This is a genomic window from Streptomyces sp. NPDC021212, assembly GCF_044332925.1.
Taxonomy (GTDB): domain Bacteria; phylum Actinomycetota; class Actinomycetes; order Streptomycetales; family Streptomycetaceae; genus Streptomyces.
Map to the genome: position 1 here is coordinate 226,243 of NZ_JBIRPZ010000011.1, position 26,249 is coordinate 252,491.

At 70.7% G+C, this 26,249-nt stretch carries 18 protein-coding genes, 1 tRNA gene and 1 pseudogene; 9 read left to right on the plus strand and 11 right to left on the minus strand.

All coding sequences use genetic code 11. The annotated features are described in order from the left end of the window. The first annotated feature begins 486 nt into the window (after positions 1-486). The 5 genes from ACH4SI_RS29025 (at position 487) to ACH4SI_RS29045 (ending at position 6,084) form a co-directional block, all read left to right on the plus strand. Positions 487-1,716, plus strand: coding sequence for a branched-chain amino acid ABC transporter substrate-binding protein (locus ACH4SI_RS29025; RefSeq protein WP_398300679.1), 1,230 nt, complete (start codon positions 487-489; stop codon positions 1,714-1,716). Positions 1,717-1,820: 104 nt separating this feature from the next. After that, on the plus strand, positions 1,821-2,753 hold the full coding sequence (locus ACH4SI_RS29030) for a branched-chain amino acid ABC transporter permease (RefSeq protein WP_398300681.1): 933 nt from the start codon (positions 1,821-1,823) through the stop codon (positions 2,751-2,753). Between the two features lie 12 nt (positions 2,754-2,765). Further along, positions 2,766-4,508, plus strand: coding sequence for a branched-chain amino acid ABC transporter permease (locus ACH4SI_RS29035; RefSeq protein ID WP_398300683.1), 1,743 nt, complete (start codon positions 2,766-2,768; stop codon positions 4,506-4,508). Beyond that, positions 4,505-5,371, plus strand: a complete 867-nt coding sequence (locus ACH4SI_RS29040) for an ABC transporter ATP-binding protein (protein ID WP_398300684.1) — start codon at positions 4,505-4,507, stop codon at positions 5,369-5,371. Before ACH4SI_RS29035 ends, ACH4SI_RS29040 begins: the two co-directional genes overlap by 4 nt. Further along, positions 5,368-6,084 carry an ABC transporter ATP-binding protein gene (locus ACH4SI_RS29045; RefSeq protein ID WP_398300686.1) on the plus strand — a complete coding sequence of 239 codons (717 nt, stop codon included), beginning with the start codon at positions 5,368-5,370 and terminating at the stop codon, positions 6,082-6,084. The genes ACH4SI_RS29040 and ACH4SI_RS29045 overlap by 4 nt, the downstream gene beginning before the upstream one ends. 47 nt (positions 6,085-6,131) lie before the next feature. On the opposite strand, the gene ACH4SI_RS29050 is transcribed toward ACH4SI_RS29045, so the two are convergent. Further along, the gene (locus ACH4SI_RS29050; RefSeq protein WP_398300688.1) at positions 6,132-6,764 is read right to left on the minus strand and encodes an ANTAR domain-containing response regulator; all 633 of its coding nucleotides are present in this window, start codon (positions 6,762-6,764) and stop codon (positions 6,132-6,134) included. Positions 6,765-6,863: 99 nt separating this feature from the next. Here ACH4SI_RS29050 and ACH4SI_RS29055 point away from each other — a divergent pair. Together ACH4SI_RS29055 and ACH4SI_RS29060 are read left to right on the plus strand one after the other, a co-directional pair. Then, positions 6,864-6,938: transfer RNA gene (locus tag ACH4SI_RS29055), tRNA-Leu, on the plus strand. Positions 6,939-7,047: 109 nt separating this feature from the next. Further along, positions 7,048-7,806, plus strand: a complete 759-nt coding sequence (locus ACH4SI_RS29060) for a transcriptional regulator (RefSeq protein ID WP_398300690.1) — start codon at positions 7,048-7,050, stop codon at positions 7,804-7,806. Positions 7,807-7,814: 8 nt separating this feature from the next. On the opposite strand, the gene pyk is transcribed toward ACH4SI_RS29060, so the two are convergent. Beyond that, positions 7,815-9,245: a pyruvate kinase gene (gene pyk / locus ACH4SI_RS29065; RefSeq protein ID WP_398300692.1), complete on the minus strand. Its 1,431-nt coding sequence runs from the start codon at positions 9,243-9,245 to the stop codon at positions 7,815-7,817. 409 nt (positions 9,246-9,654) lie between these two features. Between pyk and ACH4SI_RS29070 the strand changes: the two genes are divergently transcribed. Further along, positions 9,655-11,451: a bifunctional metallophosphatase/5'-nucleotidase gene (locus tag ACH4SI_RS29070; RefSeq protein ID WP_398300694.1), complete on the plus strand. Its 1,797-nt coding sequence runs from the start codon at positions 9,655-9,657 to the stop codon at positions 11,449-11,451. Between the two features lie 16 nt (positions 11,452-11,467). Here the strand turns inward: ACH4SI_RS29070 and ACH4SI_RS29075 are convergent, their stop codons facing one another. The 9 genes and pseudogenes from ACH4SI_RS29075 to ACH4SI_RS29115 form a co-directional block, all read right to left on the minus strand. Next, entirely contained in the window at positions 11,468-12,970 is a 1,503-nt protein-coding gene (locus ACH4SI_RS29075; protein WP_398300696.1) for a lysine N(6)-hydroxylase/L-ornithine N(5)-oxygenase family protein, read from the minus strand. Continuing rightward, positions 12,967-14,361, minus strand: a complete 1,395-nt coding sequence (locus tag ACH4SI_RS29080) for a pyridoxal phosphate-dependent decarboxylase family protein (RefSeq protein WP_398300698.1) — start codon at positions 14,359-14,361, stop codon at positions 12,967-12,969. Before ACH4SI_RS29080 ends, ACH4SI_RS29075 begins: the two co-directional genes overlap by 4 nt. A 74-nt stretch (positions 14,362-14,435) precedes the next feature. Then, positions 14,436-15,224, minus strand: a complete 789-nt coding sequence (gene narI, locus ACH4SI_RS29085; protein WP_398300700.1) for a respiratory nitrate reductase subunit gamma — start codon at positions 15,222-15,224, stop codon at positions 14,436-14,438. Further along, entirely contained in the window at positions 15,221-15,841 is a 621-nt protein-coding gene (gene narJ, locus ACH4SI_RS29090) for a nitrate reductase molybdenum cofactor assembly chaperone (protein WP_398300702.1), read from the minus strand. Before narJ ends, narI begins: the two co-directional genes overlap by 4 nt. Beyond that, a pseudogene (gene narH, locus ACH4SI_RS29095) lies at positions 15,838-17,473 on the minus strand (nitrate reductase subunit beta). The gene narJ and the pseudogene narH overlap by 4 nt, the downstream one beginning before the upstream one ends. A gap of 1 nt (position 17,474) precedes the next feature. Continuing rightward, positions 17,475-21,212, minus strand: a complete 3,738-nt coding sequence (locus tag ACH4SI_RS29100; RefSeq protein WP_398300704.1) for a nitrate reductase subunit alpha — start codon at positions 21,210-21,212, stop codon at positions 17,475-17,477. A gap of 159 nt (positions 21,213-21,371) precedes the next feature. Next, the gene (locus ACH4SI_RS29105) at positions 21,372-22,379 is read right to left on the minus strand and encodes a tellurite resistance/C4-dicarboxylate transporter family protein (RefSeq protein WP_398300706.1); all 1,008 of its coding nucleotides are present in this window, start codon (positions 22,377-22,379) and stop codon (positions 21,372-21,374) included. A gap of 217 nt (positions 22,380-22,596) precedes the next feature. Continuing rightward, positions 22,597-25,161 (minus strand): aminopeptidase N, encoded by a 2,565-nt coding sequence (gene pepN / locus ACH4SI_RS29110; protein WP_398300708.1) that lies wholly within the window; start codon positions 25,159-25,161, stop codon positions 22,597-22,599. 130 nt (positions 25,162-25,291) lie between these two features. Then, positions 25,292-25,639, minus strand: coding sequence for a chorismate mutase (locus ACH4SI_RS29115; RefSeq protein WP_398300710.1), 348 nt, complete (start codon positions 25,637-25,639; stop codon positions 25,292-25,294). Positions 25,640-25,843: 204 nt separating this feature from the next. On the opposite strand from ACH4SI_RS29115, the gene ACH4SI_RS29120 reads away from it, so the two are divergent. Then, the gene (locus ACH4SI_RS29120; protein ID WP_398300712.1) at positions 25,844-26,221 is read left to right on the plus strand and encodes a VOC family protein; all 378 of its coding nucleotides are present in this window, start codon (positions 25,844-25,846) and stop codon (positions 26,219-26,221) included. Positions 26,222-26,249 lie beyond the last annotated feature (28 nt).

Here is a 26,249-nt window from a genome sequence, read left to right on the forward strand (position 1 = left end):
TCCGAACCCGGAGTGCCGCTTCTGCGTGCGCAGACCTGACTCCCGGAGGCTGGAATCAATCGCCCCGCTTGTCACACTCGGTTAACACACACGCAATACACGATCGGGCGATTTCGCGCCGTGACGTCATCGGTGATGACCCCCCTCCGTCGCCACGGGAACGCGTCTCCACGCTTCCTTCGCAAATTCCCTCTACTCCTTAGCGGAACTGCACCTTCTCACTATCCGGACCTCACGGATTGCCCTTAATGGCCCTTTTTGTCCCTTCCGTTCCGCTACATCGACACAAGACCGTGACCTGGGTCATAACAAGACAGTCACATCATGGGCTGCACCTCTGCCCCCCGTTGCGCCCGACCCTTACATTCACAGCCAGTAACTACACACGACGGGTGTTCGCCAGCGCCCGTACGGCTGTAACAGGTCCACCGGCGCGGACACGGCGTCCCACCCAGAGGGACGGCCGGGCCAGGGAAAGGATTCTTCGTGAGACAGCGTTCCTTGCTCATCCTGACGACCGCGATCACCGCGGGAGCCCTCACCCTCAGCGCCTGCGGTTCGCGCGGCCAGACCGACAGCGGGGACAAGAGCAAGAAGACCACCGTCGTCATCGGCGTCGACGCCCCGCTCACCGGGTCGCTGTCGGCACTCGGTCAGGGCATCAAGAACTCCGTCGACCTCGCCACCAAGGTGGCCAACAAGCAGAAGGAGGTCCCCGGCGTCACCTTCAAGATCAAGTCCTATGACGACCAGGCGGTGCCCTCCTCCGGCAAGCAGAACGCCACCTCGATGGTGGACGAGGACGCCATCCTCGGCACGGTCGGCCCGCTGAACTCCGGCGTCGCCCAGTCCATGCAGGGCGTCTTCGCCAAGGCCGACCTCGCCGAGGTCTCCCCCGCCAACACCAACCCGGCACTCAGCCAGGGCGACGCCTGGGCCTCGGGCAAGAAGTCCCGCCCCTTCAAGACCTACTTCCGCACCGCGACCACCGACATCATCCAGGGCCGCTTCGCCGCGCAGTACTACTACAAGGACGCCAAGAAGCGGAAGGTCTTCGTCGTCGACGACAAGCAGACCTACGGCGCCGGGCTCGCCAAGATCTTCACCCAGGAGTTCAAGCGCCTCGGCGGCACCGTGGTCGGCACCGACCACCTCACCGTCAAGGAGACCGACTTCTCCGGCATCGCGGGCAAGGTGAAGTCCAGCGGCGCCGACTCGGTCTACTTCGGCGGCCAGTACCCCGAGGGCGGCCTGCTGTCCGACCAGATCAAGCAGGCCGGTGCGCAGGTCCCGGTGATGGGCGGCGACGGCATCTACGACCCCGCCTTCATCAAGGCCTCCGGCACCAGCAACGACGGCGACTACGCGACCTCCGTCGGCTACCCCGTCGAAGACCTCCCCTCCGCCAAGACGTTCGTCAAGAACTACGCGGCCCAGAAGTACTCGGACCCGTACGGAGCGTACGGCGGCTACTCCTACGACGCCGCCTGGGCCATCATCCAGGCCGTCAAGGCCGTCGCCGCCGACAACGACGGCAAGCTCCCCGACGACGCCCGCGCCAAGATCACCGAGGCGCTGGACAAGGTCTCCTTCGACGGCGTGACCGGCAAGGTCTCCTTCGACCAGTACGGCGACACCACCAACAAGCAGCTGACCGTCTACCAGGTGAAGAACGGCGCCTGGAAGGACGTGACGAGCCGGACCTTCAAGGACTGATCCCAGGGCAACACCCCGCCCATCCACGCATGACAACCGCGCGAGGGCGCACACCAGCGCCCTCGCGCGGCGTCATATCCGACACGCTCATCGGAGGCCCTGCGGTGCACGAACTGCCGCAAACGCTGGTCAACGGCCTGACCCTCGGTGCCCTCTACGGCTTGATCGCCATCGGGTACACCATGGTCTACGGCATCGTCCAGCTCATCAACTTCGCCCACGGCGAGATCTTCATGATCGGGGGCTTCGGCGCCCTCACCGTCTACCTCTGGCTGCCCAGCGGCACCTCGCTGGCGCTGGCCCTGCCGCTCATGCTCATCGGCGGCATCCTGGCCTCGGTCGCCATCGCCACGGCAGCCGAACGCTTCGCCTACCGGCCTCTGCGCGGCGGCCCCCGGCTGGCGCCCCTGATCACCGCGATCGGGCTGTCCATCGCACTCCAGCAGGCGATCTGGGCCTTCTACCCCGACGCCAAGAAGGCCCGCAGCTTCCCCCAGTTCGAGGGCAGCTCGTATCAGATCAGTGACAGTCTGCACATCCAGCGCGGCGACGCGTTCCTGCTCATAGCCGCCCCGCTGTGCATGCTCGCCCTCGGGCTGTTCGTCTCCAAGAGCCGGGCCGGGCGCGCCATGCAGGCCACCGCCCAGGACCCCGACACCGCCAAGCTGATGGGCATCAACACCGACCGCATCATCGTGATGGCCTTCGCCATAGGCGGCGCGTTCGCCGCCGTGGCCGCCCTCTCCCACGGCCTCAAATACGGCCAGATCAACTTCGAGATGGGCTTCATCGCCGGACTCAAGGCCTTCACCGCCGCCGTGCTCGGCGGCATCGGCAACATCTACGGCGCCATGCTCGGCGGCGTCGTCCTCGGCATCGCCGAGGCCCTGGCCATCAAATACATCCAGGACATCCCCGGAATGGACCAGCTCGGCGGCGGGGCCTGGAAGGACGTCTGGGCCTTCACCCTGCTCATCCTCGTCCTGCTGGTCAGGCCCCAGGGGCTGCTCGGCGAACGCGTAGCGGACCGGGCCTGAGGGAGTGAACCGATGACCAACGACATCAGCAAGGCCCCCGGCACCGCCGGCACCCCGGCCCCGCGCACCACCCTGCTCCGCGCGCTCACCGCGGCCGGCGGCCTCGCCGCCGTGGCCTCCACCTTCCTCGCCTGGACCTGGACCTCCGACTTCCCCGGTGACCTCACCGTCTACGGCTACCCCGGCGGACTCCAGGTCCTCACCCTCGCCCTGGGCCTGGCCACCCTGGCGTTCGCGGTCGCCGCCCTGGACGTCCGGGGCCTGCGCTGGCTCACCCCCGCCGGCTCCACCCAGGCCCTGCGGCTGCTGGCCCTCGGCACCTTCGCCACCACCTGGTTCACCCTCATCGCCATCGCCGTCGACCAAGGCGGCCTGGTCAACCTGGAACCGGGCGGCTGGGTCGCCGCCATCGCCACCGCCGCACCCGTCGCCACCGCGTTCCTGCTCCCCGACGACACCCGGCCCCTCCGCCGCCCCCGGCAGCTCCCCTCCTGGGCCGACATCCTCATCATCGCGGCCGTCTTCACCCTCGGGCTGTACGTCGTCAACTACGGCATCCAGACCGACGAGGACAACCCCGAGCCGTTCATCGGCTACCTCATCGCGCTGTGCTTCGCCGCCCCCGCGTTCCTCAAGGCCGGACTCATCACCCGGCTCAGCGGGCTCACCAGCACCTACCGCTCCCTCACCCTGGTCGCGGCCCTGGTGACCGCGCTGGTCTTCCCCTTCACCCAGGACAAGGCCAGCTACACCGAACTCGGCGTCAACATCGCCATCTTCGCGACCGTCGCGCTCGGCCTGAACATCGTCGTCGGGCTCGCCGGACTCCTCGACCTCGGCTACGTCGCCTTCCTCGGCGTCGGCGCCTACACGGCCGCCCTGGTCTCCGGAACCGCCGCCTCCACCATCCACGTCCACTTCCCGTTCTGGGCCGCCATACTCACCGGGGCCGTCGTCTCCCTCATCTTCGGCGTCGTCATCGGCGCCCCCACCCTGCGGCTGCGCGGCGATTACCTCGCCATCGTCACCCTCGGCTTCGGAGAGATCTTCCGCATCGCCGTCAGCAACCTCGACGGCACCTCAGGCCCCTCCGTCACCAACGGCCCCAACGGCATCCCCAACATCCCGCCGCTGGAGATCTTCGGCTTCAACTTCGACGACGACCACAGCTTCGCCGGACTCACCCTCGACTCCAACAGCAACTACTACCTGCTGATGCTGATCGTCACCGTCATCGTCGTCCTCATCTTCAGCCGCGCCGGAAACTCCCGCATCGGCCGCGCCTGGGTCGCCATCCGCGAGGACGAGACCGCCGCCACCGCCATGGGCATCAACGGCTTCCGCGTCAAACTCATCGCCTTCGCCCTCGGCGCCACTCTCGCCGGAGTCGCCGGCACCATCTGGGCCCACGTCCAGACCACCGTCGTCCCCGAGCAGTACGTCTTCGCCGGACCCGTCCCGCCCAACTCCACCTTCCTGCTCGCCGCCGTCATCCTCGGCGGCATGGGCACCATCGGCGGACCCCTGCTGGGCGCGGCCCTGCTCTTCCTCATCCCCGAGAAGCTGGAATTCCTCCAGGACTACCAGCTCCTCGCCTTCGGCATCGCACTCATCCTGCTGATGCGCTTCCGCCCCGAAGGGATCATCCCCAACCGGCGGCAGCAGCTCGAATACCACGAGACGGGACAGCTCGACGTGCCCGACCAGGCCGCCCTCAGCGGCGGCGCCGTCGGCGTCACCAAGGCGGAGGCATGACAGACATGACCACGACCACAGTGGCGCAGGCCGCCCCCGTCCTCACCGCCACCGGCGTCACGATGCGCTTCGGCGGACTCACCGCCGTACGCTCCGTCGACCTCGACGTCCACCCCGGCGAGATCGTCGGCCTCATCGGCCCCAACGGCGCGGGCAAGACCACCTTCTTCAACTGCCTCACCGGCCTCTACATCCCCACCGAAGGCCGCGTCTCCTACCGGGGCACCGTCCTGCCGCCGAAACCCCATCAGGTCACTCAGGCCGGCATCGCCCGCACCTTCCAGAACATCCGCCTCTTCTCCAACATGACCGTCCTGGAAAACGTCCTGGTCGGCCGGCACACCCGCACCAAGGAAGGGCTGTGGTCCGCTCTCCTGCGCGGCCCCGGCTTCAAACGCGCCGAGGCCGCCTCCAAGGCCCGGGCCATGGAACTCCTGGAGTTCACCGGCCTCGCCGCCAAGGCCGACCACCTCTCCCGCAACCTCCCCTACGGCGAACAGCGCAAGCTGGAGATCGCCCGCGCCCTGGCCAGCGACCCCGGACTGCTGCTCCTCGACGAGCCGACCGCGGGCATGAACCCCCAGGAGACCCGGGCCACCGAAGAACTCGTCTTCGCCATCCGCGACACCGGCACCGCCGTCCTCGTCATCGAGCACGACATGCGCTTCATCTTCAACCTGTGCGACCGGGTCGCCGTGCTCGTCCAAGGCGAGAAGCTGGTCGAGGGCTCCTCCGACGTCGTCCAGCGCGACGAACGCGTCATCGCCGCCTACCTCGGCACCCCCTTCGAGGGCGAACCCGGCGCCGAGGAGGCCGCGGCGGTCGAGGCAGCCGAAGCACGTACAGAGGAGGACGGACAGTGACCGCACTGCTCGAGGTCGAGGACCTCAGGGTCGCCTACGGCAAGATCGAGGCCGTCAAGGGGATCTCGTTCAGCGTCGAGGCCGGCCAGGTCGTCACCCTCATCGGCACCAACGGCGCGGGCAAGACGACCACCCTGCGCACCCTCTCCGGCCTGCTCGCCCCGCTCGGCGGCACCATCCGCTTCAACGGCAAACCGCTGAGCGGGGTCCCCGCGCACAAGATCGTCGCCCTGGGGCTGGCCCACTCACCCGAGGGACGGCATATCTTCCCCCGGCTGACGATCGCCGAGAACCTCCAGCTCGGAGCGTTTCTCCGCAAGGACGCCGACGGAATCGCCGCGGACATACGGAAGGTGTACGACCTCTTCCCCATCCTCGGCGAACGCCGCACCCAGGCCGCCGGCACCCTCTCCGGCGGCGAACAGCAGATGCTCGCCATGGGCCGCGCCCTGATGTCCCGCCCCAAGCTGCTGATGCTCGACGAGCCCTCGATGGGGCTCTCGCCGATCATGATGCAGAAGATCATGCAGACCATCGCCGAGCTGAAGGCGCAGGGCACGACGATCCTGCTGGTCGAGCAGAACGCCCAAGCGGCGCTGTCGCTGGCCGATCACGGCCATGTGATGGAGATCGGCAAGATCGTACTGTCCGGGACGGGGGAGGCGCTGCTGCACGACGAGTCCGTGCGGAAGGCGTACCTCGGCGAGGACTGAGCGGGGGTGAGGGGGCCGCTTTGCGGGCCCCTCACCCCCCCACTCCCTCATTCCTTGGCCTTCTTCTCCGCCGCGTCCTCGATGACCGCCTCGGCCACCTGCTGCATCGACAGCCGCCGGTCCATCGAGGTCTTCTGGATCCAGCGGAACGCGGCCGGCTCGGTCAGCCCGTACTCCGTCTGCAGAACGCTCTTGGCCCGGTCCACCAGCTTGCGGGTCTCCAGCCGCACGGAGAGGTCGGCGACCTCCTGCTCCAGCGTCTTCAGCTCGGTGAAGCGGGAGACGGCCATCTCGATGGCGGGCACCACGTCGCTCTTGCTGAACGGCTTCACCAGATACGCCATCGCCCCGGCGTCCCGGGCCCGCTCGACCAGTTCGCGCTGCGAGAACGCGGTGAGCATGAGGACGGGCGCGATGCGGTCGGCCGCGATGCGCTCGGCGGCGGAAATACCGTCCAGGACGGGCATCTTCACATCGAGGATGACGAGGTCGGGCCGGTGCTCCCGAGCCAGCGCGACGGCCGTCTCACCGTCTCCCGCCTCGCCGACGACGGAGTACCCCTCCTCTTCGAGCATCTCCTTGAGGTCGAGGCGGATGAGGGCCTCGTCCTCGGCGATGACGACGCGGGTCGTGTGTGGTGGGACATGCGACTGCGCGTCGGGGGCGTCAGCGGTACTCACTGTGCTCCTCGGGTTCCTGACAGGTGGGGGGCACCACGAGCCTACCTAGCTGCGGTAAGGTGGATGCGCAGCGGGTCGTTGGTGACCTTCGAACCGTTGGCCCCGGTAGCCCAATTGGCAGCAGGCAATGGATTCAAAACCCATACAGTGTCGGTTCGAGTCCGACCCGGGGCACTTTTCCTTCGATTCCAAGGTCACCGAAGAATTGGTTCCTTTCCCTCGATGAAGTGAACAATTCTTCGATCAGGCATAAAGCAGCCGCGCCACCGCCAGGCTCCCAATCGTGTACGACCTTGAAACACGCAAGCGGACCCTCGCCCTCGTCGCCCAAGGCCGAAGCCTCAACTCCGTAAGCAAACAGACGGGGATATCCCGCTACGCGATCCGCGCATGGAAGGTTCGGCTGGAGCCCATCTCCCGTGCGACCGATTGCCCCAGATGCGCGCCCGCACCACGGCCACCGGAAGACACCGCCGCCTACGCCTATCTGCTCGGACTCTATCTCGGCGACGGATGCGTGAGCCGCCTGCGAAAAGGCATCTACTTCCTTCGCATCGCGTGTGCGGATGCCTGGCCGGGTCTCATCGACGCCTGTGCCGGGGCGATCCGCGCCGTACGGCCCGACAACAGCGTCTACCGCGTCCAGCGACAGGGGTGCGTGATGGTGACCGGCTACAGCAAGCACTGGCCGTGCCTGTTGCCCCAGCACGGGCCGGGGAAGAAGCACGAGCGCGTCATCGCCTTGGAGCCGTGGCAGCAGGAGATCGTCCTCGCCCGCCCCTGGGAGTTCGTCCGAGGGCTGGTGCACTCCGACGGCTGCCGGATCACCAACTGGACCACGAAGATCGTCGCCGGGGAGCACAAGCGCTATGAGTACCCCCGGTACTTCTTCACCAACCGGTCCGACGACATCCGGAGGCTCTACACCGCCACGCTCGACCAACTCGGTGTCGCATGGCGGCAGACCAATGCGTGGAACATCTCCGTCGCCCGCCGGGCGTCCGTCGCGCTCATGGACGCACACGTCGGGCCGAAGTACTGAGTGCGGGACTAGCGGAGGTCGTCGGCGCCGATGTGGTGGACGCGGACCAGGTTGGTGGAGCCGGAGACGCCGGGCGGGGAGCCTGCGGTGATGACGACGAGGTCGCCCTTGCGGCAGCGGCCCAGACGGAGGAGTTCCTCGTCGACCTGGGCGACCATCTCGTCCGTGGAGGCGACGGTCGGGCCGAGGAACGTTTCGACGCCCCAGGTCAGGTTGAGCTGGGAGCGGGTGTTCGGGTCCGGGGTGAAGGCCAGGAGGGGGATCGGGGAGCGGTAGCGGGAGAGGCGGCGGACGGTGTCGCCGGACTGAGTGAAGGCGACCAGGAACTTGGCGCCGAGGAAGTCGCCCATTTCGGCCGCCGCGCGGGCGACCGCGCCGCCCTGGGTGCGGGGCTTGTTGCGCTCGGTGAGCGGGGGGAGACCCTTGGCGAGGATGTCCTCCTCGGCGGCGGCCACGATGCGGCCCATGGTCCTGACCGTGGCGATCGGGTACTTGCCGACGCTGGTCTCGCCGGAGAGCATCACCGCGTCCGTGCCGTCGATGACGGCATTGGCGACGTCGGAGGCCTCCGCCCGGGTGGGGCGGGAGTTGTCGATCATCGAGTCGAGCATCTGGGTCGCGACGATCACCGGCTTCGCGTTCCGCTTCGCCAGCTTGACCGCGCGCTTCTGGACGATCGGCACCTGCTCCAGCGGCATTTCGACGCCGAGGTCGCCGCGGGCGACCATGATGCCGTCGAAGGCGTCGACGATCTTCTCCAGGTTCTCGACCGCCTGCGGCTTCTCGATCTTGGCGATGACGGGGCGCCGGCAGTCCTCCTCCTGCATCACGCGGTGCACGTCCACGACGTCGTCCCCGTTACGGACGAAGGACAGGGCGATGATGTCGGCCCCGGTGCGCAGCGCCCAGCGCAGGTCCTCGATGTCCTTCCGGGAGAGTGCGGGGACGGAGACGGCCACGCCGGGCAGGTTGAGGCCCTTGTGGTCGGAGATCATCCCGCCTTCGATGACGATCGTGTGCACACGCGGCCCGTCGACGTCGACGACCTCGAGCGTCACGCGGCCGTCGTCGACGAGGATGCGCTCGCCCTTGCTGACGTCGTTGGCCAGCCCCTCGTAGGTGGTGCCGCAGCGGAAGCGGTCGCCCTCGATGGGCTCGACGGTGATGGTGAACTCGTCTCCGCGTTCAAGGAGTACGGGCCCCTCGCGGAAGCTGCCGAGCCGAATCTTCGGACCTTGAAGGTCGGCGAGGATGCCGACGCTGCGTCCGGTTTCCAGCGAGGCCTTGCGGACTCGCCGATAACGCTCCTCGTGCTCGGCATAGGTGCCGTGGCTGAGGTTGAAGCGGGCCACGTCCATTCCGGCCTCGACGAGCGCCTTGATCTGCTCGTACGAGTCGGTGGCGGGTCCCAAAGTACAGACGATTTTTGCTCGGCGCATGGTGTCGAGCCTATGACTTACTCGCGGGTAAAGAACCGGAAAGCAGCCACTCCCCCATGGCCTTTGCATGGCGGGTTATTGACAACTAATGAAACGTGCATAGGGGTGCTCCGATGAGCGATTCGGGGCTGGTGCACACAGTCGATTCACAGCTCCGGGCGGTTGATCGTAAAGCGCGCCGTGACGTGCGTGGATACGGTCCGGCGCGCGGGTTCGATAGGGGCCGTCGACGCGGGGTCGGTTCGAGGTCGGCGAGGCGGGGTCCATGTCGGGGCTCCGTTCGGGGCTCGCGGACGTGGCTTGATCCTGCCCTGCGCCGAGTGCCAAGGGGGTGTTGCGGAACGGTACGGCTGGGCCAGAATCTACGCGCGTTGTGCCCATTTCGCAGGTACCTCAGGGGAGTTCAGCCATGCCGCTCAACCGTCGGACGTTTCTGGGCCGCACCGCGGCCACCAGCGCGGGGGTCGCGCTCGCCTCGGCCACGGCCACCGCTCCGGCGGAGGCGCGCGGCCACGGGCGCGGCCGTGGGCGGTACGAGTTCACCGTCATGGGCACGACCGATCTGCACGGGAACGTCTTCAACTGGGACTACTTCACGGACGCCGAGTTCGACGACGCGGCGCACAACGACGTCGGCCTCGCGAAGATCTCGACCCTGGTCGAGCAGGTCCGCAAGGAGAAGGGTCGGCGCCATACGCTGCTGATCGACGCAGGCGACACCATCCAGGGCACCCAGCTGTCGTACTACTACGCCAAGGTCGACCCGATCACCGGAGCGAATGGCCCGGTGCATCCGATGGCGCAGGCGATGAACCTCATCGGGTACGACGCGGCGGCGCTCGGCAACCATGAGTTCAACTACGGCATCCCGGTGCTGCGGAAGTTCGAGGAGCAGTGCGACTTTCCGCTGCTGGGCGCGAACGCGCTGGACGCCACGTCCCTGCGGCCCGCGTTCCCGCCGTACTGGATGACCCGGCTGCGCACGCCCTGCGGCCGCGGCGTGAAGGTTGCGGTGCTGGGGCTGACGAACCCGGGGATCGCGATCTGGGCCAAGGCCCATGTGCAGGGGAAGATGACCTTCCCGGGTCTGGAGGAGCAGGCGGCGAAGTGGGTGCCGCGGCTGCGTTCGATGGGCGCGGACGTGGTGATCGTCTCGGCGCATTCGGGCACCAGCGGGACGTCGAGTTACGGCGATCAGCTGCCGTACGTGGAGAACGCGGCGGCGCTGGTGGCCGAGCGGGTGGCGGGGATCGACGCGATCCTGGTCGGTCACGCGCATGTGGAGATCGCCGAGCGCCGGGTGGTGAACAAGGAGACGGGCCGGGAAGTGGTGCTGTCCGAGCCGCTCAAGTGGGGGCAGCGGCTGACGTGCTTCGACTTCGCGCTGGAGTGGGCTCGGGGTCGCTGGCAGGTGGAGTCGGTGTCGTCGAAGGTGCTGAACTCCAACTCGGCGGCGGAGGATCCGCGGATCGTGCGGTTGCTCGACGATGAGCACAGACAAGTCGTCGGGTACGTCAACCAGGTCATCGGCACCTCCACGGCGGCGATGGCGGCCACGGAGGCGCCGTACAAGGACACCCCGATCATCGACTTCATCAACCATGTGCAGTCGGAGACGGTGAAGGCGGCGCTGGCAGGCACGGAGCACGCGGGGCTGCCGGTGCTGTCGCAGGCGTCGTGCTTCTCGCGCACGGCGCGGATCCCGGCCGGGGAGGTCACCATTCGGCAGGTGGCGGGGTTGTATCCGTTCGAGAACACGCTGGAGGCGCGGGTGCTGACCGGCGCCCAGCTCAAGGATTATCTGGAGTACTCGGCGCGGTATTACGTACGGACCCCGGCGGGCGGTGAGGTGGATCCGTCGAAGCTGACGAACGCCGAAGAGACCCCGGACTACAACTACGACGCGGTGAGCGGTCTGACGTACGAGATCGACATCGCGAAGCCGGTGGGTTCCCGGATCGCCGCGCTGCGCTTCGGCGGCGAGCCGGTGGAGGCGTCGGCGCGGTTCGTGCTGGCGGTGAACAACTACCGGGCGAGCGGCGGGGGCAACTTCCCGCATGTGGCCGCCGCCCAGCAGGTGTGGGCCAACTCGGAGGAGATCCGCAACACCATCATCGCGTGGGTGAAGGCGAAGGGGACGATCGACGGGGCCGGGTTCGCGTCGGTGGACTGGAAGCTGACACACGACGGCACGCCGGTGTTCTGAGCGGTGGGCGCAGCGGTCAGGTCCGGGTGGGGGTCAGGCCGCTGCGCTGGTCGGGGAGGTGCATGTGCCCGCTGCCCCGGGCGACCGGTGCCGACGGGGCGGCGGGCCGCCGCGGGGCGGCGGCTCCCGGCCGGGTGGTCGGGATGCCGAAGGTGGTGAAGGCGGTGCGGGACGGCAGGGGATGGACCGGTTCGGCGCTGAGCGAGTTGAGGATGACGGCGGAGCGCCAGGCGGCCAGCCCGAGGTCGGGGGTGCCGACGCCGTGGGTGTGCCGCTCGGCGTTCTGGACGTGGACGGATCCGGTGATGAGGGGGTCGAGGACGAGGCGGTGGTCGGCGTCGATGCGGGGCCGTTCGGAGGAGTCGCGCCGGATGTAGGGGTCGAGGGCGGCGAGCAGGGTGTCGACGCGGCGCTCGCGGTATCCGGTGGCGAGGACGACGGCCTCGGTGGTGTGGCGGGTGCGGGTGCCCTGGTGCGCATGCTCCAGGTGGAGTTCGAGGCGGGCGGCGGCGATGCGGCCGGCGGTGCGGACGGTGACGCCGGGGGTGAGGACGGCGCCCGGCCAGCCGCCGCCCTGCTGGGCGCGGCGGTACAGCTCGTGGTGGATGGCGGTGATGGTCTCGTGCGCGATGCCCTTGTAGAGCTGCCACTGTCCGGGGAGGAGCTGGTCGCGGACGGCCTCGGGGAGGGCGTGGAAGTAGCGGGTGTAGTCGGGGCTGAACTGCTCCAGGCCGAGCTTGCTGTACTCCATGGGCGCGAAGGAGGGCGTACGGGCGAGCCAGTGCAGCCCCTCGGCGCCGAGGGGCCGGTTGCGGAGCAGGTCGAGGAAGACCTCGGCGCCGGACTGGCCGGAGCCGACGACGGTGATGTGGCCGGTGTTCAGCAGCCGCGCGCGGTGTTCCAGGTAGTCGGCGGAGTGGAGGACGGGGACGTTGGGGGCGTCGGCGAGGGGGCGCAGGGGTTCCGGGACGTGGGGTTCGGTGCCGACGCCGAGGACGAGGTGGCGGGCGTGGGCGCGGCCGGGGGACGCGGCCTCGCCCTCGGGGCCGAGCCTGCTGAAGTCGAGTTCGAACAGCTCGTGGTCGTGGTCCCAGCGGACGGCGTCGATCCGGTGGCCGAAGTGGAGGCCGGGGAGCTGTTCGCTGACCCAGCGGCAGTAGGCGTCGTATTCGGTGCGCTCGATGTGGAAGCGCTCGGCGACGTAGAAGGGGAAGAGCCGTTCGCGGGCCTTGAGGTAGCTGAGGAAGCTCCAGGGGCTGGCGGGGTCGGCGAGGGTGACGAGGTCGGCGAGGAAGGGGACTTGGACGGTGGCGCCGTCGATGAGGAGGCCGGGGTGCCAGTGGAAGGCGGGCCGCTGTTCGTAGAAGGCGGTGCGCAGGGTGGGGACGCCGTGGGCGAGGGCGGCGAGGGAGAGGTTGAACGGTCCGATGCCGATGCCCGCGAGGTCCAGGGGCTGTCCCGACACGGGGAGGTCGGGTTCGGGGGCGGACGGTTGCGTGGGGGGTTGTGCGGTGCTCATGGGGTGGTGTTGCCTTCCACGAGGTCGAGCAGCCGGCGCAGATCGCCGGGCTGGATGTGCGGGTTGAGGAGGGTGGCCTTGAGCCACAGCCCCTCGGGGGTGGCCGCGCGGCCGAGGACGGCGGTGCCGTGGTGCAGGAGGCGGCGGCGCAGCGCGGCGACGGTGGCCGGTCCGGCTCCCGTGGGGCGGAAGAGGACGGTCGAGAGAGTGGGGCGGGCGTAGAGCTCCAGGGCGGGGCGGGCCTGGATGAGGTCGGCGAGGGCCGCGGCGTGTGCGCAGACCTGGTCGACGAGGTCGCCGAGGCCGTGGCGGCCGAGGGCGCGCAGGGTGACGGCGATCTTGAGGATGTCGGCGCGGCGGGTGGTGCGCAGGGAGCGGCCGAGCAGGTCGGGGAGTCCTGCGTCGGTGTCGTCGTGGGCGTTGAGGTAGTCGGCGCGGTGGCCGAGGGGGGCGAGGGCGGTGGTGTCGGGGACGGCGAGGAGGCCGGCGGCGGCCGGTTGCCAGCCGAGTTTGTGCAGGTCGAGGGCGACGGTGTGGGCGCGGTCGAGTCCGTCGAGCCGCTTGTTCAGGGTGTCGCTGAACAGGAGGGGTCCGCCGTAGGCGGCGTCGATGTGGAGGGTCGCCCGGTGGCGGTCGCAGAGGTCGGCGAGGTGCGGGAGGGGGTCGATGGCGCCGGTGTCGGTGGTGCCGGCGGTGGCGACGAGCAGGGTGGGGCGGTTGTCTCCGGCGGTCAGGGCGTCGTGGACGCGGGCCGGGTCGAGGACGCCGGTGGGGGTGGGGAGGGTGTGCGGTGGGTGGAGGCCGAGGAGCCAGGCGGCGCGGTGGACGCTGTGGTGGGCGTTGGCGCCGCAGACGATACGGAGGGGTGCGCCGTGGGCGGCTTCGCGGGCGAGCAGCAGGGCGAGCTGGTTGGATTCGGTGCCGCCGGTGGTGACGAGGGCGTCGGGGGCGGGGCCGTGGGGGTGCGTCAGCTCGGCGAGGGCGCGGCAGGTCAGCGCCTCCAGCTCGGCGGCGGCGGGGGCCTGGTCCCAGGAGTCGAGGGACGGGTTGAGCGCGGAGACGGCGAGGTCGGCGGCGGCCGCGACGGCGAGCGGCGGGCAGTGCAGATGGGCGGCGCAGTGCGGGTCGGCCGGGTCGGCGGCGCCCGCGGTGAGGGCGGTCACGAGGGTGCGCAGCGCGTGGTGCGCCCCTTCCCCGTGGTCGGGGAGGGAGGGCCGGGCGGCGGCGTGCGTCCGGTGGGCCACGGCGCCGGGTCCTCCGGCGGGGATCGGCCCGCCGCGGTCGGCGGCGCCGTGGGCGAGGGCGTCGAGGACGGTGTCGAGCAGCGGGCGGAGCGCGCCTGGTCCCTCGCTCCCCCCGGCGAGGAGGCGGGCGGTACCGGAAGCGGGCATGGGCGTGCCCCTAGGAGGTGTCTGGGGTCGGGCAGATGCGTGCGGGCTCGGACGGATGTCAGAGCTGCCTCAAGCTACTTCGCCCGCAAGCGGTTCTGCCGGGCTTGGCCCGAAGTGCACCCGTACGTGGTACGGGCGCGTGGTGTGGGTTGATCGGTGAGGGCGGGGTGGCGGTAGGGGCGGGCGGGGGTGCGGGAGCGGTAGACGACGTAGGGCCGGGCGAGGTAGCCGAGGGGCGCGGTGAAGGCGTGGACGAGGCGGCTGAAGGGCCAGAGGGCGAACAGGGCCATGGCGAGCAGGGCATGGATCCGGTAGACGAGGGGTGCGCCGGTCATGGCGGGCACGTCGGGGTCGAGGGTGAACAGACTGCGGAACCACAGGGAGACGCCTTGCCGGTAGTCGTAGGCGTGGTGTCCGGCGCCGGTGGCGGTCGCGGTGAGTCCGGCGAGCAGGACGGTGGCGAGCAGCGGGTACACGGCGCGGTCGCTGCGGCTGGTGGCGGCGCGTACGGCGGGGACTCGCAGCCGCCGGTAGAGCAGGATGCCGAGGCCGGCGGCGGTGGCGAGGCCGGCGGTGCCGCCGACGAGGAGGGCGTTGGCGCGGTAGAGGCTTTCGCTGACGTGGAGTCGTTCGGTGAGGGTTTCGGGGACGATCAGCCCGACGACGTGTCCGGCGATCACGAAGAGCAGTCCGTAGTGGAAGAGGGGGCCGCCGATGCTGAGCAAGCGGTGTTCGTGGAGTTGGCTGGAGCGGGTGGTGAAGCCGAAGCGGTCGTAGTGGTAGCGCCAGGCGGTGCCCACGGTGAAGTGGGCGAGGGCGAGGTAGGGCAGGACGCCCCACAGGGCGGTGTGCAGGTGGTTCATCGGCCGCTTCCTTCCGCGACGGGGTTCGTGCCGAAGGGCGCCAGGCCCACGGTTTCGGTGGGGGGTCCGCCGCGGGCGAGGGCGAGGGCCGCCGCGCGGTCGGCGGGTGAGGGTCCGGGGAGGGTGTCGCAGACGGCGCGCAGGATGTGGGCGTAGGGGCTGTGGTGGTCGGTGAGGGCGAGCCGGAGGAGTTCGAGGGCGGCGCGGTGCTCGCCGAGGAGCCGGTGGCCTGGGGCGGGACAGCGGGCGGCGAACTCCAGCATCAGGGGCAGGTGGTCGGGGAGTTCGTCCTCGGGGGGTTCGAGGCCGTGGGCGCGGTAGCGGGCCTTGAGGGCGGCGAGGGTGCCGCCGCGGCGGCGGGTGTCGCCGTCGGTGTAGTAGGTGAGGTGGAGGGTGCGGCGGCGGCTGCGGTCGAAGGTGGTGACGTAGGCGGCGGCGAGGTCGAGCACGGGGACGCCGTCGACGGCGGCGCAGAAGTGGAGCAGGGGTGCGGCGGCGGGGGTGGCGAGTTCGGTGAGGGAGTCCCGTACGAGGGTGTGGCGGGCGGGCCACTCGGGGCCGGGGTAGCCGAGAAGGAGGGCGGCGGCCTGGTGGATCGCGGGGGTGGCGGCGTTCACCGGGTGTCCTCGTTCCGTTTCGGGAACAGTCCGGTGGGGCGTCCGCGGCCGTTCCAGTTCAGGAGATTGACCCGGCCGGCGAGCCCGCTTCCGGTGCCGGCGGGTTCGGGGGCCGGGGGCGCGTGGAAGGCGTCGGCGGCGTCGTTCGGCATCATGCCGGGCAGCCCGTCGCCGTCGAGGCTGCAGGTGTCGGTGGGGGTGTCGCCGCCGGGTCCCGCGGTGTAGCTGGTGGGGATGACGTAGCGCTCCTCGTATTTGGCGAGGGCCAGCAGCCGGTACATGGCCTCGATGCCGTTTTGGTCCAGGCCGACGGCCGCGGCGATGGCGGGGTCGCGGTCCTCGCCGAGGTTGACGCGCCGCATGTGGCTGCGCATGGCGGCGAGCCGGCACAGGGCGGCCTCGACGGGTGCGGGGTCGCCCGCGGTGAAGAGTTCGGCGAGGTATTCGAGGGGGATGCGGAGGCTGTCGATGGCGCCGAAGAGGTTGACGGGGTCCTCGCCGTCGTGGCCGGTGGCGGTGAGCGCGTCGACGACCGGGGACAGCGGGGGGACGTACCAGACCATGGGCATGGTGCGGTATTCGGGGTGCAGGGGCAGGGCGACGCGGTAGCGGCTGATGAGGGCGTGCACCGGGGAGCGGCGGGCGGCCTCGATCCAGTCGTCGGGGATGCCGGAGTCGGGCGGCGGCGCGGGCGACATCGGGGTCGTGGGGGTCGAGGAAGCAGCCGAGCTGGGCCTCGTAGAGGTCCTTCTCGTCGGGGGTGGCGGCGGCCTCGCCGACCTTATCGGGGTCGTAGAGGATGACGCCGAGGTAGCGCAGCCGTCCCACGCAGGTCTCGGAGCACACGGTGGGTTCTCCGGCCTCGATGCGCGGGTAGCACAGGGTGCACTTCTCGGCCTTGCCGGTGCGGTGGTTGAAGTAGACCTTCTTGTACGGGCAGCCGCTGACGCACATGCGCCAGCCGCGGCAGCGGTCCTGGTCGACCAGGACGATGCCGTCCTCGATCCGCTTGTACAGGGCGCCGGAGGGGCAGACGGCGACGCAGGACGGGTTGAGGCAGTGTTCGCAGATGCGCGGCAGGTAGAACATGAACGCCTGCTCGTACTCCAGCCGGACCTTGTCGCTCATCTTCGCCAGGACCGGGTCGCCGGCGAGGTGTTCGGGGCCGCCGCCAAGGTCGTCGTCCCAGTTGGGGCCCCAGGTGATGTCGGTGGGGCGGCCGTCGATGAGGGAGCGGGGCGGGGCGGTGGGCACGTCGTCGCCGAGCGGGGCGGTGGTGAGGGTGTCGTAGTCGTAGGTCCAGGGCTGGTAGTAGTCGTCGAGGCGGGGCAGTTCGGGGTTGGCGAACAGCCGGGCGAGGCGGCGGGCGCGGCCGCCGGTGCGGGGCACGAGGTTGCCGTTCTTGAGCTTCCAGCCGCCCTTCCAGGTGTCCTGGTCCTCGTAGCCGCGGGGGTAGCCCTGGCCGGGGCGGGTCTCGACGTTGTTGAACCAGACGTATTCGGTGCCGGAGCGGTTGGTCCAGGTCTGTTTGCAGGTGACCGAGCAGGTGTGGCAGCCGATGCACTTGTCGAGGTTCATGACCATGGCGACCTGGGCCATCACCCGGGGGGTGCGGGGCGGGCGGCGCGGCATGTCAGTACTCCACGTTCTGGGAACGGCGCCGGATGACGGTGACCGCGTCCCGCTGGTTGCCGGTGGGGCCGTAGTAGTTGGGGGCGAAACAGAGCTGGGCGTAGCCGCCGATGAGGTGGGTGGGTTTGATGAGGAGTTTGGTGAGGGCGTTGTGGACGCCGCCGCGACGGCCGGTGGCCTCGGACTTGGGCACGTTCACCAGCCGTTCCTGTACGTGGTACATGAAGACGGTGCCGGTGGGCATGCGGTGGGAGACCACGGCCCGGGCGACGACGACGCCGTTGGCGTTGACGGCCTCGATCCATTCGTTGTCGGATACGCCGACGGCCTGGGCGTCGGGGACGCTGAGCCAGATGACGGGGCCGCCGCGGGCCAGGGTCTGCATGATCAGGTTTTCCTGGTACTCGGAGTGGATGGACCACTTGGAGTGCGGGGTGACGTAGCGGACGGTGACGGCGCGTCCGGTGCCGTCGCCCGCGCCGGGTGCTCCGGGCGGGGCCTCGCCGAGGGCGGCGAGGTCCAGGGGTGGCCGGTAGACGGGGAGTTGTTCGCCGAGTTCGGCGATCCAGGCGTGGTCGAGGTAGAAGTGCTGGCGGCCGGTGAGGGTGTGCCAGGGCTTGCGGTGTTCGGTGTTGATGGTGAACGGCGCGTAGCGGCGGTCGGGGGCCTCCTTGCCGGACCATTCGAAGCTGGCGCTGACCTGGACGGGCCGGGCCTGGGTGTCGGAGAACACCACGCGGCGTTCGGCGACGGAGGCGCCGAGTTCGGTGAGGCCGGAAGCCTGGCCGCAGCGCTCGGCGAGCCGGGCGAAGCCTTCGGCGGCGAGGCGTCCGTTGGTGGTGCCGGACAGGGCGAGAATGGCTTCGCACATCTTGGCGTCGGTGTCGAGGAGGGGCCTGCCCTCGGCGGCGCCCCGGGTGGCGGTGCCGCAGCGGTCGGCGAGCCAGGCGGCTTCCGGGCCTGGGTGCACGGTGATGCCCTTGACCTGCATGCCGTCCCGCTGGGGCAGGGGGCCGAGGGCGGCGAGGCGGTCGGCGACGGCGGTGTAGTCGCGTTCCACGAGGGTGACGTTCGGCAGGTTGACGCCCGGTGCGGCCAGGGTGTGGCCGTCGCGCCAGTCCGGTACGGTCCCGCCGGGCTGGGCGGTCTCGCCGGGGGTGTCGTGCATGAGGGCGGTGGCGACCAGGTCGTGGGCCGTCTCCAGCCGTCCGGCGGCGAGTTCGCTGAGCTTGCGGGCGAGGCCGTGGAAGATGTCGAAGTCGGTGCGGGCCTGCCAGGGCGGGATGATGGCCGGGCTGAAGGCGTGCACGTAGGGGTGCATGTCGGTGCTGGACAGGTCGTGTTTCTCGTACCAGGTGGCGGCGGGCAGGACGAGGTCGGCGAAGAGGGTGGTGGAGGTCATGCGGAAGTCCAGCGCGAGCAGCAGGTCGAGCTTGCCGCGCGGCGCCTCGTGCCGCCAGGTGACGTCGGCGGGGCGGTGGCCGGGCGGGGTCTCCTCGGCGGTGGCGTTGTCCTGGGCGCCGAGGAGGTGGCGCAGGAAGTATTCGTTGCCCTTGGCGGAGGAGCCGATGAGGTTGGCCCGCCACACGGTGAGCACGCGGGGCCAGTTCTCGGGCGCGTCGGGGTTCTCGCAGGCGAAGTCCAGCTCACCCGCGGCGAGTCGTTCGGCGACCCACTCCCCCGCCGGGCGTCCGCTCTCCTTCACCCGGCGGCCCAGGTCCAGGGGGTTGGCGGCGAAGGTGGGGTACGAGGGCATCCAGCCGAGCCGCATGGACTGGGCGACCAGGTCGGCGGTGTGGCGGCCGGTGAACAGCCCCTGGCCGGTGGGCGAGGCGAGCGCGTCGGCGCCGTAGCGTTCGTAGCGCCACTGGCCGGTGTGCAGGTACCAGTACGGGGTGCCGGCCATCTGCCGGGAGGGGCGGTGCCAGTCGGCGGCGGTGGCCAGCTGCTGCCAGCCGGTGAACGGGCGCACCTTCTCCTGGCCCACGTAGTGCGCCCAGCCGCCGCCGTTGACGCCCTGGCAGCCGGTGAGCAGCAGCAGAGTGAGGAAGGAGCGGTAGATGGTGTCGGAGTGGAACCAGTGGTTGGTGCCCGCGCCCATCACGATCATGCAGCGGCCGCGGGTCTTCTCGGCGGTGCCCGCGAACTCCCGGGCCGCGCGGATCACGGCCGCGGCCGGTACCGAGGTGAGGGCTTCCTGCCAGGCGGGGGTGCAGGGCACCGAGGCGTCGTCGTAGCCCGTGGGCCATTGGCCGGTCAGGCCGGGGCGGCCCACCGCGTACTGGGCCAGGAGCAGGTCGTAGACGGTGGTGACCAGCCGTCCGCCGATCCGGCGGGCGGGGACGGCGTGGCGGACGGTGGCGCCGGGTTCGTCGAAGCGGGGCAGTTCGACCTCGACGGTCTCGGCGCCGGGCGTCCGGTGGAGGGTGAGCCGGGGGGTGATGCCCCCCAGGTCGAGGTTCCAGCGGCCCTCGCCGCCCTTGCTCCAGCGGTCGCCCAGGGTGCCGTTCGGGACGACGGGCCGGTCGGTGTCCGCGTCGCACAGCACCGGCATCCAGCGCCGGGCCGCGTCCTCGGCGTGGGCGCCCAGGCCCGGTTCGGTGTCCTCCAGGGCGGCGGCGGTGAGGAAGGTGCCGGGGGTGCGGCGCCCGTCCCGTTCGGTCAGTTCCACCAGGAACGGCAGATCGGTGAAGCGCCGTACGTAGTCGGTGAAGTAGGGGACCTCGCGGTCGACGAAGCACTCCTTGAGGATGACGTGGCCCATCGCCATGGCGACCGCGCCGTCGGTGCCGGGGTGGGGGTGGAGCCATTCGTCGGCGAACTTGGTGGCGTCCGCGTAGTCCGGGGAGACCACGACCACCTTCTGCCCCCGGTAGCGGGCCTCGGCCATCCAGTGGGCGTCGGGGGTGCGGGTGACCGGCACGTTCGATCCCCACAGCATCAGGTACGCCGCGTCCCACCAGTCCCCCGATTCGGGTACGTCGGTCTGGTCGCCGAAGACCTGCGGGGAGGCGATCGGCAGATCCGCGTACCAGTCGTAGAACGAGATCATGGGCGCGCCGATCAGCGACATGAAGCGGGCGCCGACGGCGTGGGAGGCCATGGACATGGCGGGGTTGGGGGAGAAACCGGCGATCCGGTCGGGGCCGTGGGCGCTGAGGGTGTGGACGTGGGCGGCGGCCGCGATCTCCAGGGCCTCGTCCCAGCCGATCCGCACCAGCCCGCCCTTGCCCCGGGCGGACTGGTAGCGGCGCCGCTTTTCCGGGTCGCCGGTGATCTCGGCCCAGGCGGCGACGGGGTCGCCGAGCCGGTCCCGGGCCTCCCGGTACAGCTCGGCCAGCACCCCGCGGATCAGGGGATACCGCACCCGGGTGGGCGAGTAGGTGTACCAGGAGAAGGAGGCGCCGCGCGGACAGCCACGCGGTTCGTATTCGGGCCGGTCGGGGCCGACCGAGGGGTAGTCGGTCTGCTGGGTCTCCCAGGTGATGAGGCCGTCCTTGACGTAGACCTTCCAGGAGCAGGACCCGGTGCAGTTGACGCCGTGGGTGGAGCGCACCACCTTGTCGTGCGCCCAGCGTTCGCGGTACGGGGAGTCCTCGACGGTCTGGTCGGTCCGGTAGACGGCCCGCAGGTCCGGGGTGGTCGGGACGCGGCGGAGGGAGGCTCCGGCGGTGAGCAGTCGTTCCGTCACCGCGGAGGCGAGGGTCCCGTTCTGGCTGTCTGCGGTGCGGCGCGCCACGGTCCACTCCTTCGGGGGTGGCTCCGCGCCGGGTGTTCCGGCCGGGGCCCTGGATGGATGTCGCGCGACAGCATCACTCCGGATTCGGCCACAAAGCCGCAGGTCTTTCGGCCATTTAGCATCACCTAGGGTGGTTTTTCCTTGCGGTTTGCCTTTCCTCTATGGGACGTGCGTTCCACCCGGAATATGACGGTGGACCAGTCCGGCCACGGACAGCGACCACACCCCCAGCGCCACCCAGGCCCCCAGGTGCCCGAGGAGCACCAGGGGGTGCAGTGCTTCGGCCTTGCCGAGGGCGGTCGTGGACATCGCGTACATCCCGGTGGGGAAGACGATCGTCCACCAGGTGGGTTCGTACGCCGGCGGTATGCGGTGTCGCAGATGCCGCCAGGCCCCGGCGGCCAGCAGCGGTGGCAGCAGACAGGTGGCCCACACCCACAGGGTGAGGAGGACGTCGCGGGTCGGGGCGGGGCCCAGGGCGGCGTCGAGCCCCGGGTGGGCGAGGCGGGCCCCGGCCAGGAGGCTGATGGCGCAGGCCCCCATGGAGATCCAGTACGGCGGTGACAGCTCCCTCGGCGGGATGCCGAACCGCGGCAGCCGGCGGGCCACCAGGGTGGCCACCGCCGCGTACAGCAGCAGCCCGGCCGCCCAGGCGATCGCCGTGCCCGGCAGGCCGCGGCCGGGCGCCGGCCCGGTCACCGCCAGCACGGCGGACTGGACGCCCACCACGCACAGGAACCAGGTACCCTCGGCCCGCCGCAGCGCGCCGTCCGCGCCGATCCGGCGCACCACGCGCGCCACGCACCCCAGCAGGACGGCGCAGGCGGGTACGGCGACCAGGGTCAGGGCCGCCGCGGCCGCCCGCCACGGCGCGGGGGCCAGCCGGGCGGCGAGCACATCGGAGCCCGCGACGAAGGTGAAGAAGCCGAACACCCGTTTGGTGTCGCGCAGATCGGCGGCCACCTCCCGCGGATGGCGCGCCACCCGCCACACCAGCCCCGCCAGCAGCCCGGCGTAGAGCGCCACGGCCATCGCCAGCAGCGCGCCGGATAAGCGTGGCGCACCCGCCGCCGCGAGTCCCTGGGACACGATCCCGGTCGCCATCACGGGGGCGAAGGCGGCGGGTGGCAGATTACGGGCTGTCGTCCCGTTCGTCGTCCGCGTCACGGCAGCAAGCTGCCACGGGCGGCGGTTCCGCCGGATTTTCCTTACGCGGAGTTGGTTCGAGTTGGTAAACGGTGGTCCGTGTGTTGGTCCATGCTTGAGGTAACGCGGCCCGGCTCCCGGCCCGACCGGTCGCGGCCGGGGGGAGGGTGGGGCCGTTGAGGCGTGAAGTACCTCTACGAACAGGTGTTTCCCCCCGGCCGGGCACGGTCCGCGGTGGCTACGTGTCCTGGTTCTCTCGCACCCGCAGGGCGCGCCGCAGGTCGTCGAGCTGGTCTTCGAGGCGGCGGCGGAGGGCGGGGAGCAGGTCGGGGGCGGTGAGGCATTCCTCGCCGAGCCGCAGGGTCGTCGCGTCCACCGTCGTCGGGAAGCCGGAGCGGGCGAGGGCATCGGCGATGGCGGGGCCGCGGCGGGCGGCGATGGCGGGGGCGTCCGCGAAGTAGCGCGGTACGTAGTCGGTGAGCAGGTCGTGGTGTTCGGGCTGCCAGAAGCCGGTGGCGGTCGCGGTGACCAGGTAGTTGGAGAGTGGGGCCTGTCCCTCGGTCTCGCCGAACAGGGCCTCCCAGGCGGCCTGTTTGGCGTCCGGGTCGGGGAGCGCGGCGCGGCAGCGGGCGGCGCCCTCCTGGCCGGTGGCGCTGGAGTCGCGGGCGAGTTCGGCGTCGATGTCGGCGGGGCCCGTGGCGCCGAGGACGGCGAGCCTGCCGAGGATCTGCCAGCGCAGTTCGGGGTCGAGGGCGGGGCCGCCGGGAACGGTGTCGCCGTCGAGCCAGTCGCTCAGCTCGGCGGGTGCGGTGGCGCTGGCGATGTAGACGCGTACGGCGGAGAGCCGCAGTCCGGGCCCGGAGCCGTCCTCGGTGCGGCGCAGCAGGTCGCGACAGGTGGCGGCGATGGTGTTGAGGGCGGCGGTGCGCTGGTCCGCGGGGAGAAGGCGGTCGGCGATCTGGAGGCGGGCGAAGGCGAGGACGCCCTGCACGATCGCTATGTCCGTCTCGTGCGGGAGGTGGGTGCGGGCCGCGTCGAGGTAGTCGGTGCCCGGGAGGTCGCCGTCGCGCACCATGTCGCGGGCGGCGTTCCAGACGGTGGCGCGGCTGACGGCGTCGGGGAGGCCGGAGAGGGCACGTACGGCGGCCTTCCAGGAGCCGGGGTCGAGGCGGATCTTGGCGTACGTGAGGTCGCCGTCGTTGAGGAGGAGCAGGTCGGGGCGGGGCCCGGTGAAGGTGTGGAGGGCGGCGGGGCCGGCGCCGTCCAGTTCGACCTCGACGCGGTTGCGCAGCACGAGTTGGTGGGGGGCGGCGGGTTCGTGGTCGTAGACGCCGATCGCGATGCGGTGGGGGCGGCGGGGGGCCGGGGGCGGCCCTTCGCCACCGCCCTCGTGGCGGATCTCGAGGTTCCAGTGGCCGCCGTCCGCGGTGATGACGGGGGTGAGGGTGTCCACTCCGGTGGTGCGCAGCCAGGCGTCGGCCCAGGCGTGGACGTCACGGTCGGTGGAGCGGGCGAGGGAGTCGAGGAAGTCGGCGAGGGTGGCGTTGCCGAAGCGGTGCCGGGTGAAGTGGTCGTTGATCCCGGCGAGGAAGTCCTTCTCGCCGAGCCAGGCGACGAGCTGGCGCAGCGCGGAGGCGCCCTTGGCGTAGGAGATGCCGTCGAAGTTGAGGCGCGCGGCGGCGGTGTCGGGGACGAGTTCGGGGGCCGGGGCGACGGGGTGGGTGGAGGGGCGCTGGTCGGCGTCGTAGCCCCAGGTCTTGCGGCGGATGCTGAAGTCGGCCCAGGTGCCGGTGTAGCGGGTGGCCTCGGTGAGGATCTGGAAGCCCATGTACTCGGCGAAGGACTCGTTGAGCCAGATGTCGTCCCACCACCGCATGGTGACGAGGTTGCCGAACCACATGTGGGCCATCTCGTGGGCCATGACCATGGCGCGGGTCTGGCGCTCGGCGTCGGTGACCGCGGAGCGGAAGATGAATTCGTCGCGGAAGGTGACGAGGCCGGGGTTCTCCATGGCGCCGGAGTTGAACTCGGGGACGAACGCCTGGTCGTAGGAGTCGAAGGGGTAGGGCTCGTCGAAGATCTCGTGGTAGCGGTCGAAGCAGCGCCGGGTGATGTCGAAGAGTTCGTCGGCGTCGGCTTCGAGGTGGGGGGCGAGCGAGCGGCGGACGTGCAGTCCGAAGGGCAGTCCGGCGTGCTCGGTGTGCACGGAGTGGTACGGGCCCGCGGCCAGCGCGAGCAGGTAGGTGCTGATGCGCGGGGTGGGGGCGAGCTTCCAGCGGCCCTCGACGGGGTCGCCCTCCCGGGTGGCGATGCCGTTGCCGATGACGGTCCACCGGGGCGGGGCGGTGACGCGGACGTCGAAGACGGCCTTGAGGTCGGGCTGGTCGAAGGCGGCGAAGACGTCGTTGGCGTCGGCCATGCAGCACTGGGTGTAGAGGTAGGTCTCGCCGTCGGCGGGGTCGGTGAAGCGGTGCATGCCCTCGCCGGTGTGCGAGTACGCCATGTCCGTCTCGACGTGCAGCTCGTGCTCGCCCTCGGCGAGGCCGGTGAGCGGGAGCCGGCCGTCGGCGATGATCTCGGCGGGGTCGAGCGCGAGGTCGTGACCGTCGAGCACCACCCGGTGCAGGGCGGCGGGGTGCAGTTCCACGAAGGTGTCCGCCCCGGCCTCACGGGCTTGGAAGCGGATGGTCGTGGTGGAGCCGAAGTGTTCGTCGCCGCGGGTGAGGTCGAGGTCGATCGTGTAGCGGTGGACCTCGATGAGGCGGGCTCGGATCTGCGCTTCCTCGCGCGTCAGTACGGACATGGGGACATGCTGCCCTACCGGCGGTAGGCGGCACACGGCGCGCGGCGCAAGTGGGAGGAGTCGGGCGGGCGCGGGCGCACCACGGGTGTGCGCCCGCGCCGTACGCCCGGCGGGCGGGGCCGCGATCGGCTCAGGAGCGCGCGATCGTCTCGTGGTGCCGGATGACCTCGGCGATGATGAAGTTGAGCAGCTTCTCGGCGAAGGCGGGGTCGAGGTTGGCGCTTTCCGCCAGTTCGCGCAGCCGGGTGATCTGACGGGCCTCGCGGGCGGGGTCGGCCGGGGGGAGCTTGTGGGCGGCCTTGAGGTGACCGACCTGCTGGGTGCACTTGAAGCGCTCGGCGAGCATGTGGACCACGGCCGCGTCGATGTTGTCGATGCTCTCGCGCAGCCGGACCAGCTCGGCGCGCACGGCGTCATCGACCTCGGGGGGCGGGCTGGTGGGGCGGTCGGCGGGGTGGTCGGTCTCGCGGTGCGTCATGGCCCCTGACCTTATGCCAGTGGGGCCACGCGCTCGGCTCCGGGACCGCCCCGCCCCCGGTGGGGGGTTGTGAAGGGGACGGGGCGGTCTCCCGGGGGGCGCTGCCCCCGGTGCAGCGCTCCCACCGTTGAGGAGCGGTAATCGCGAGACGGGGTTCCCTCTGGCGGCGGGATATTCGCGCGGGACGAGCCGTAGGCTCACCGCATGATCGCGACGCTACAGTGCACCGTCATCGACTGCCCCGACCCCGCCGCGCTGGCCGCCTTCTACGGCGCGATCCTGGGGTGGCGGGTGGATGACAGCGACCCGGAATGGGCGACCCTCACCTCGGCGGACGGGCAGCGGTTCGCCTTCCAGTCGGCGCCGGACCATCAGCCGCCGCGCTGGCCGGACCCGGCGCGTCCGCAGCAGATGCATCTGGACTTCGACGTGCCGACGCTCGAGGACGCGGAGCGGGCACAGCAGGAGGTGATCGCGCTGGGGGCGACGTTCCTGCACGACAGCCGCGGGGAGGGCTCGGGATTCCGGGTGTTCAGCGACCCGGCGGGGCACCCGTTCTGCATCTGCTACGGCCAGATGTGACGCGGACCCGGCGCGTATCGCCGCGCCG

Coding starts and splice junctions, on each gene's coding strand:
- ACH4SI_RS29035 (WP_398300683.1), top strand. CDS start 2,766: ATGACCAACGACATCAGCAAGGCCCCCGGCACCGCCGGCACCCCGGCC.
- ACH4SI_RS29040 (WP_398300684.1), top strand. CDS start 4,505: ATGACAGACATGACCACGACCACAGTGGCGCAGGCCGCCCCCGTCCTC.
- pyk (WP_398300692.1), bottom strand. CDS start 9,245: ATGCGCCGAGCAAAAATCGTCTGTACTTTGGGACCCGCCACCGACTCG.
- ACH4SI_RS29070 (WP_398300694.1), top strand. CDS start 9,655: ATGCCGCTCAACCGTCGGACGTTTCTGGGCCGCACCGCGGCCACCAGC.
- ACH4SI_RS29075 (WP_398300696.1), bottom strand. CDS start 12,970: ATGAGCACCGCACAACCCCCCACGCAACCGTCCGCCCCCGAACCCGAC.
- ACH4SI_RS29080 (WP_398300698.1), bottom strand. CDS start 14,361: ATGCCCGCTTCCGGTACCGCCCGCCTCCTCGCCGGGGGGAGCGAGGGA.
- narI (WP_398300700.1), bottom strand. CDS start 15,224: ATGAACCACCTGCACACCGCCCTGTGGGGCGTCCTGCCCTACCTCGCC.
- pepN (WP_398300708.1), bottom strand. CDS start 25,161: ATGTCCGTACTGACGCGCGAGGAAGCGCAGATCCGAGCCCGCCTCATC.
- ACH4SI_RS29115 (WP_398300710.1), bottom strand. CDS start 25,639: ATGACGCACCGCGAGACCGACCACCCCGCCGACCGCCCCACCAGCCCG.
- ACH4SI_RS29120 (WP_398300712.1), top strand. CDS start 25,844: ATGATCGCGACGCTACAGTGCACCGTCATCGACTGCCCCGACCCCGCC.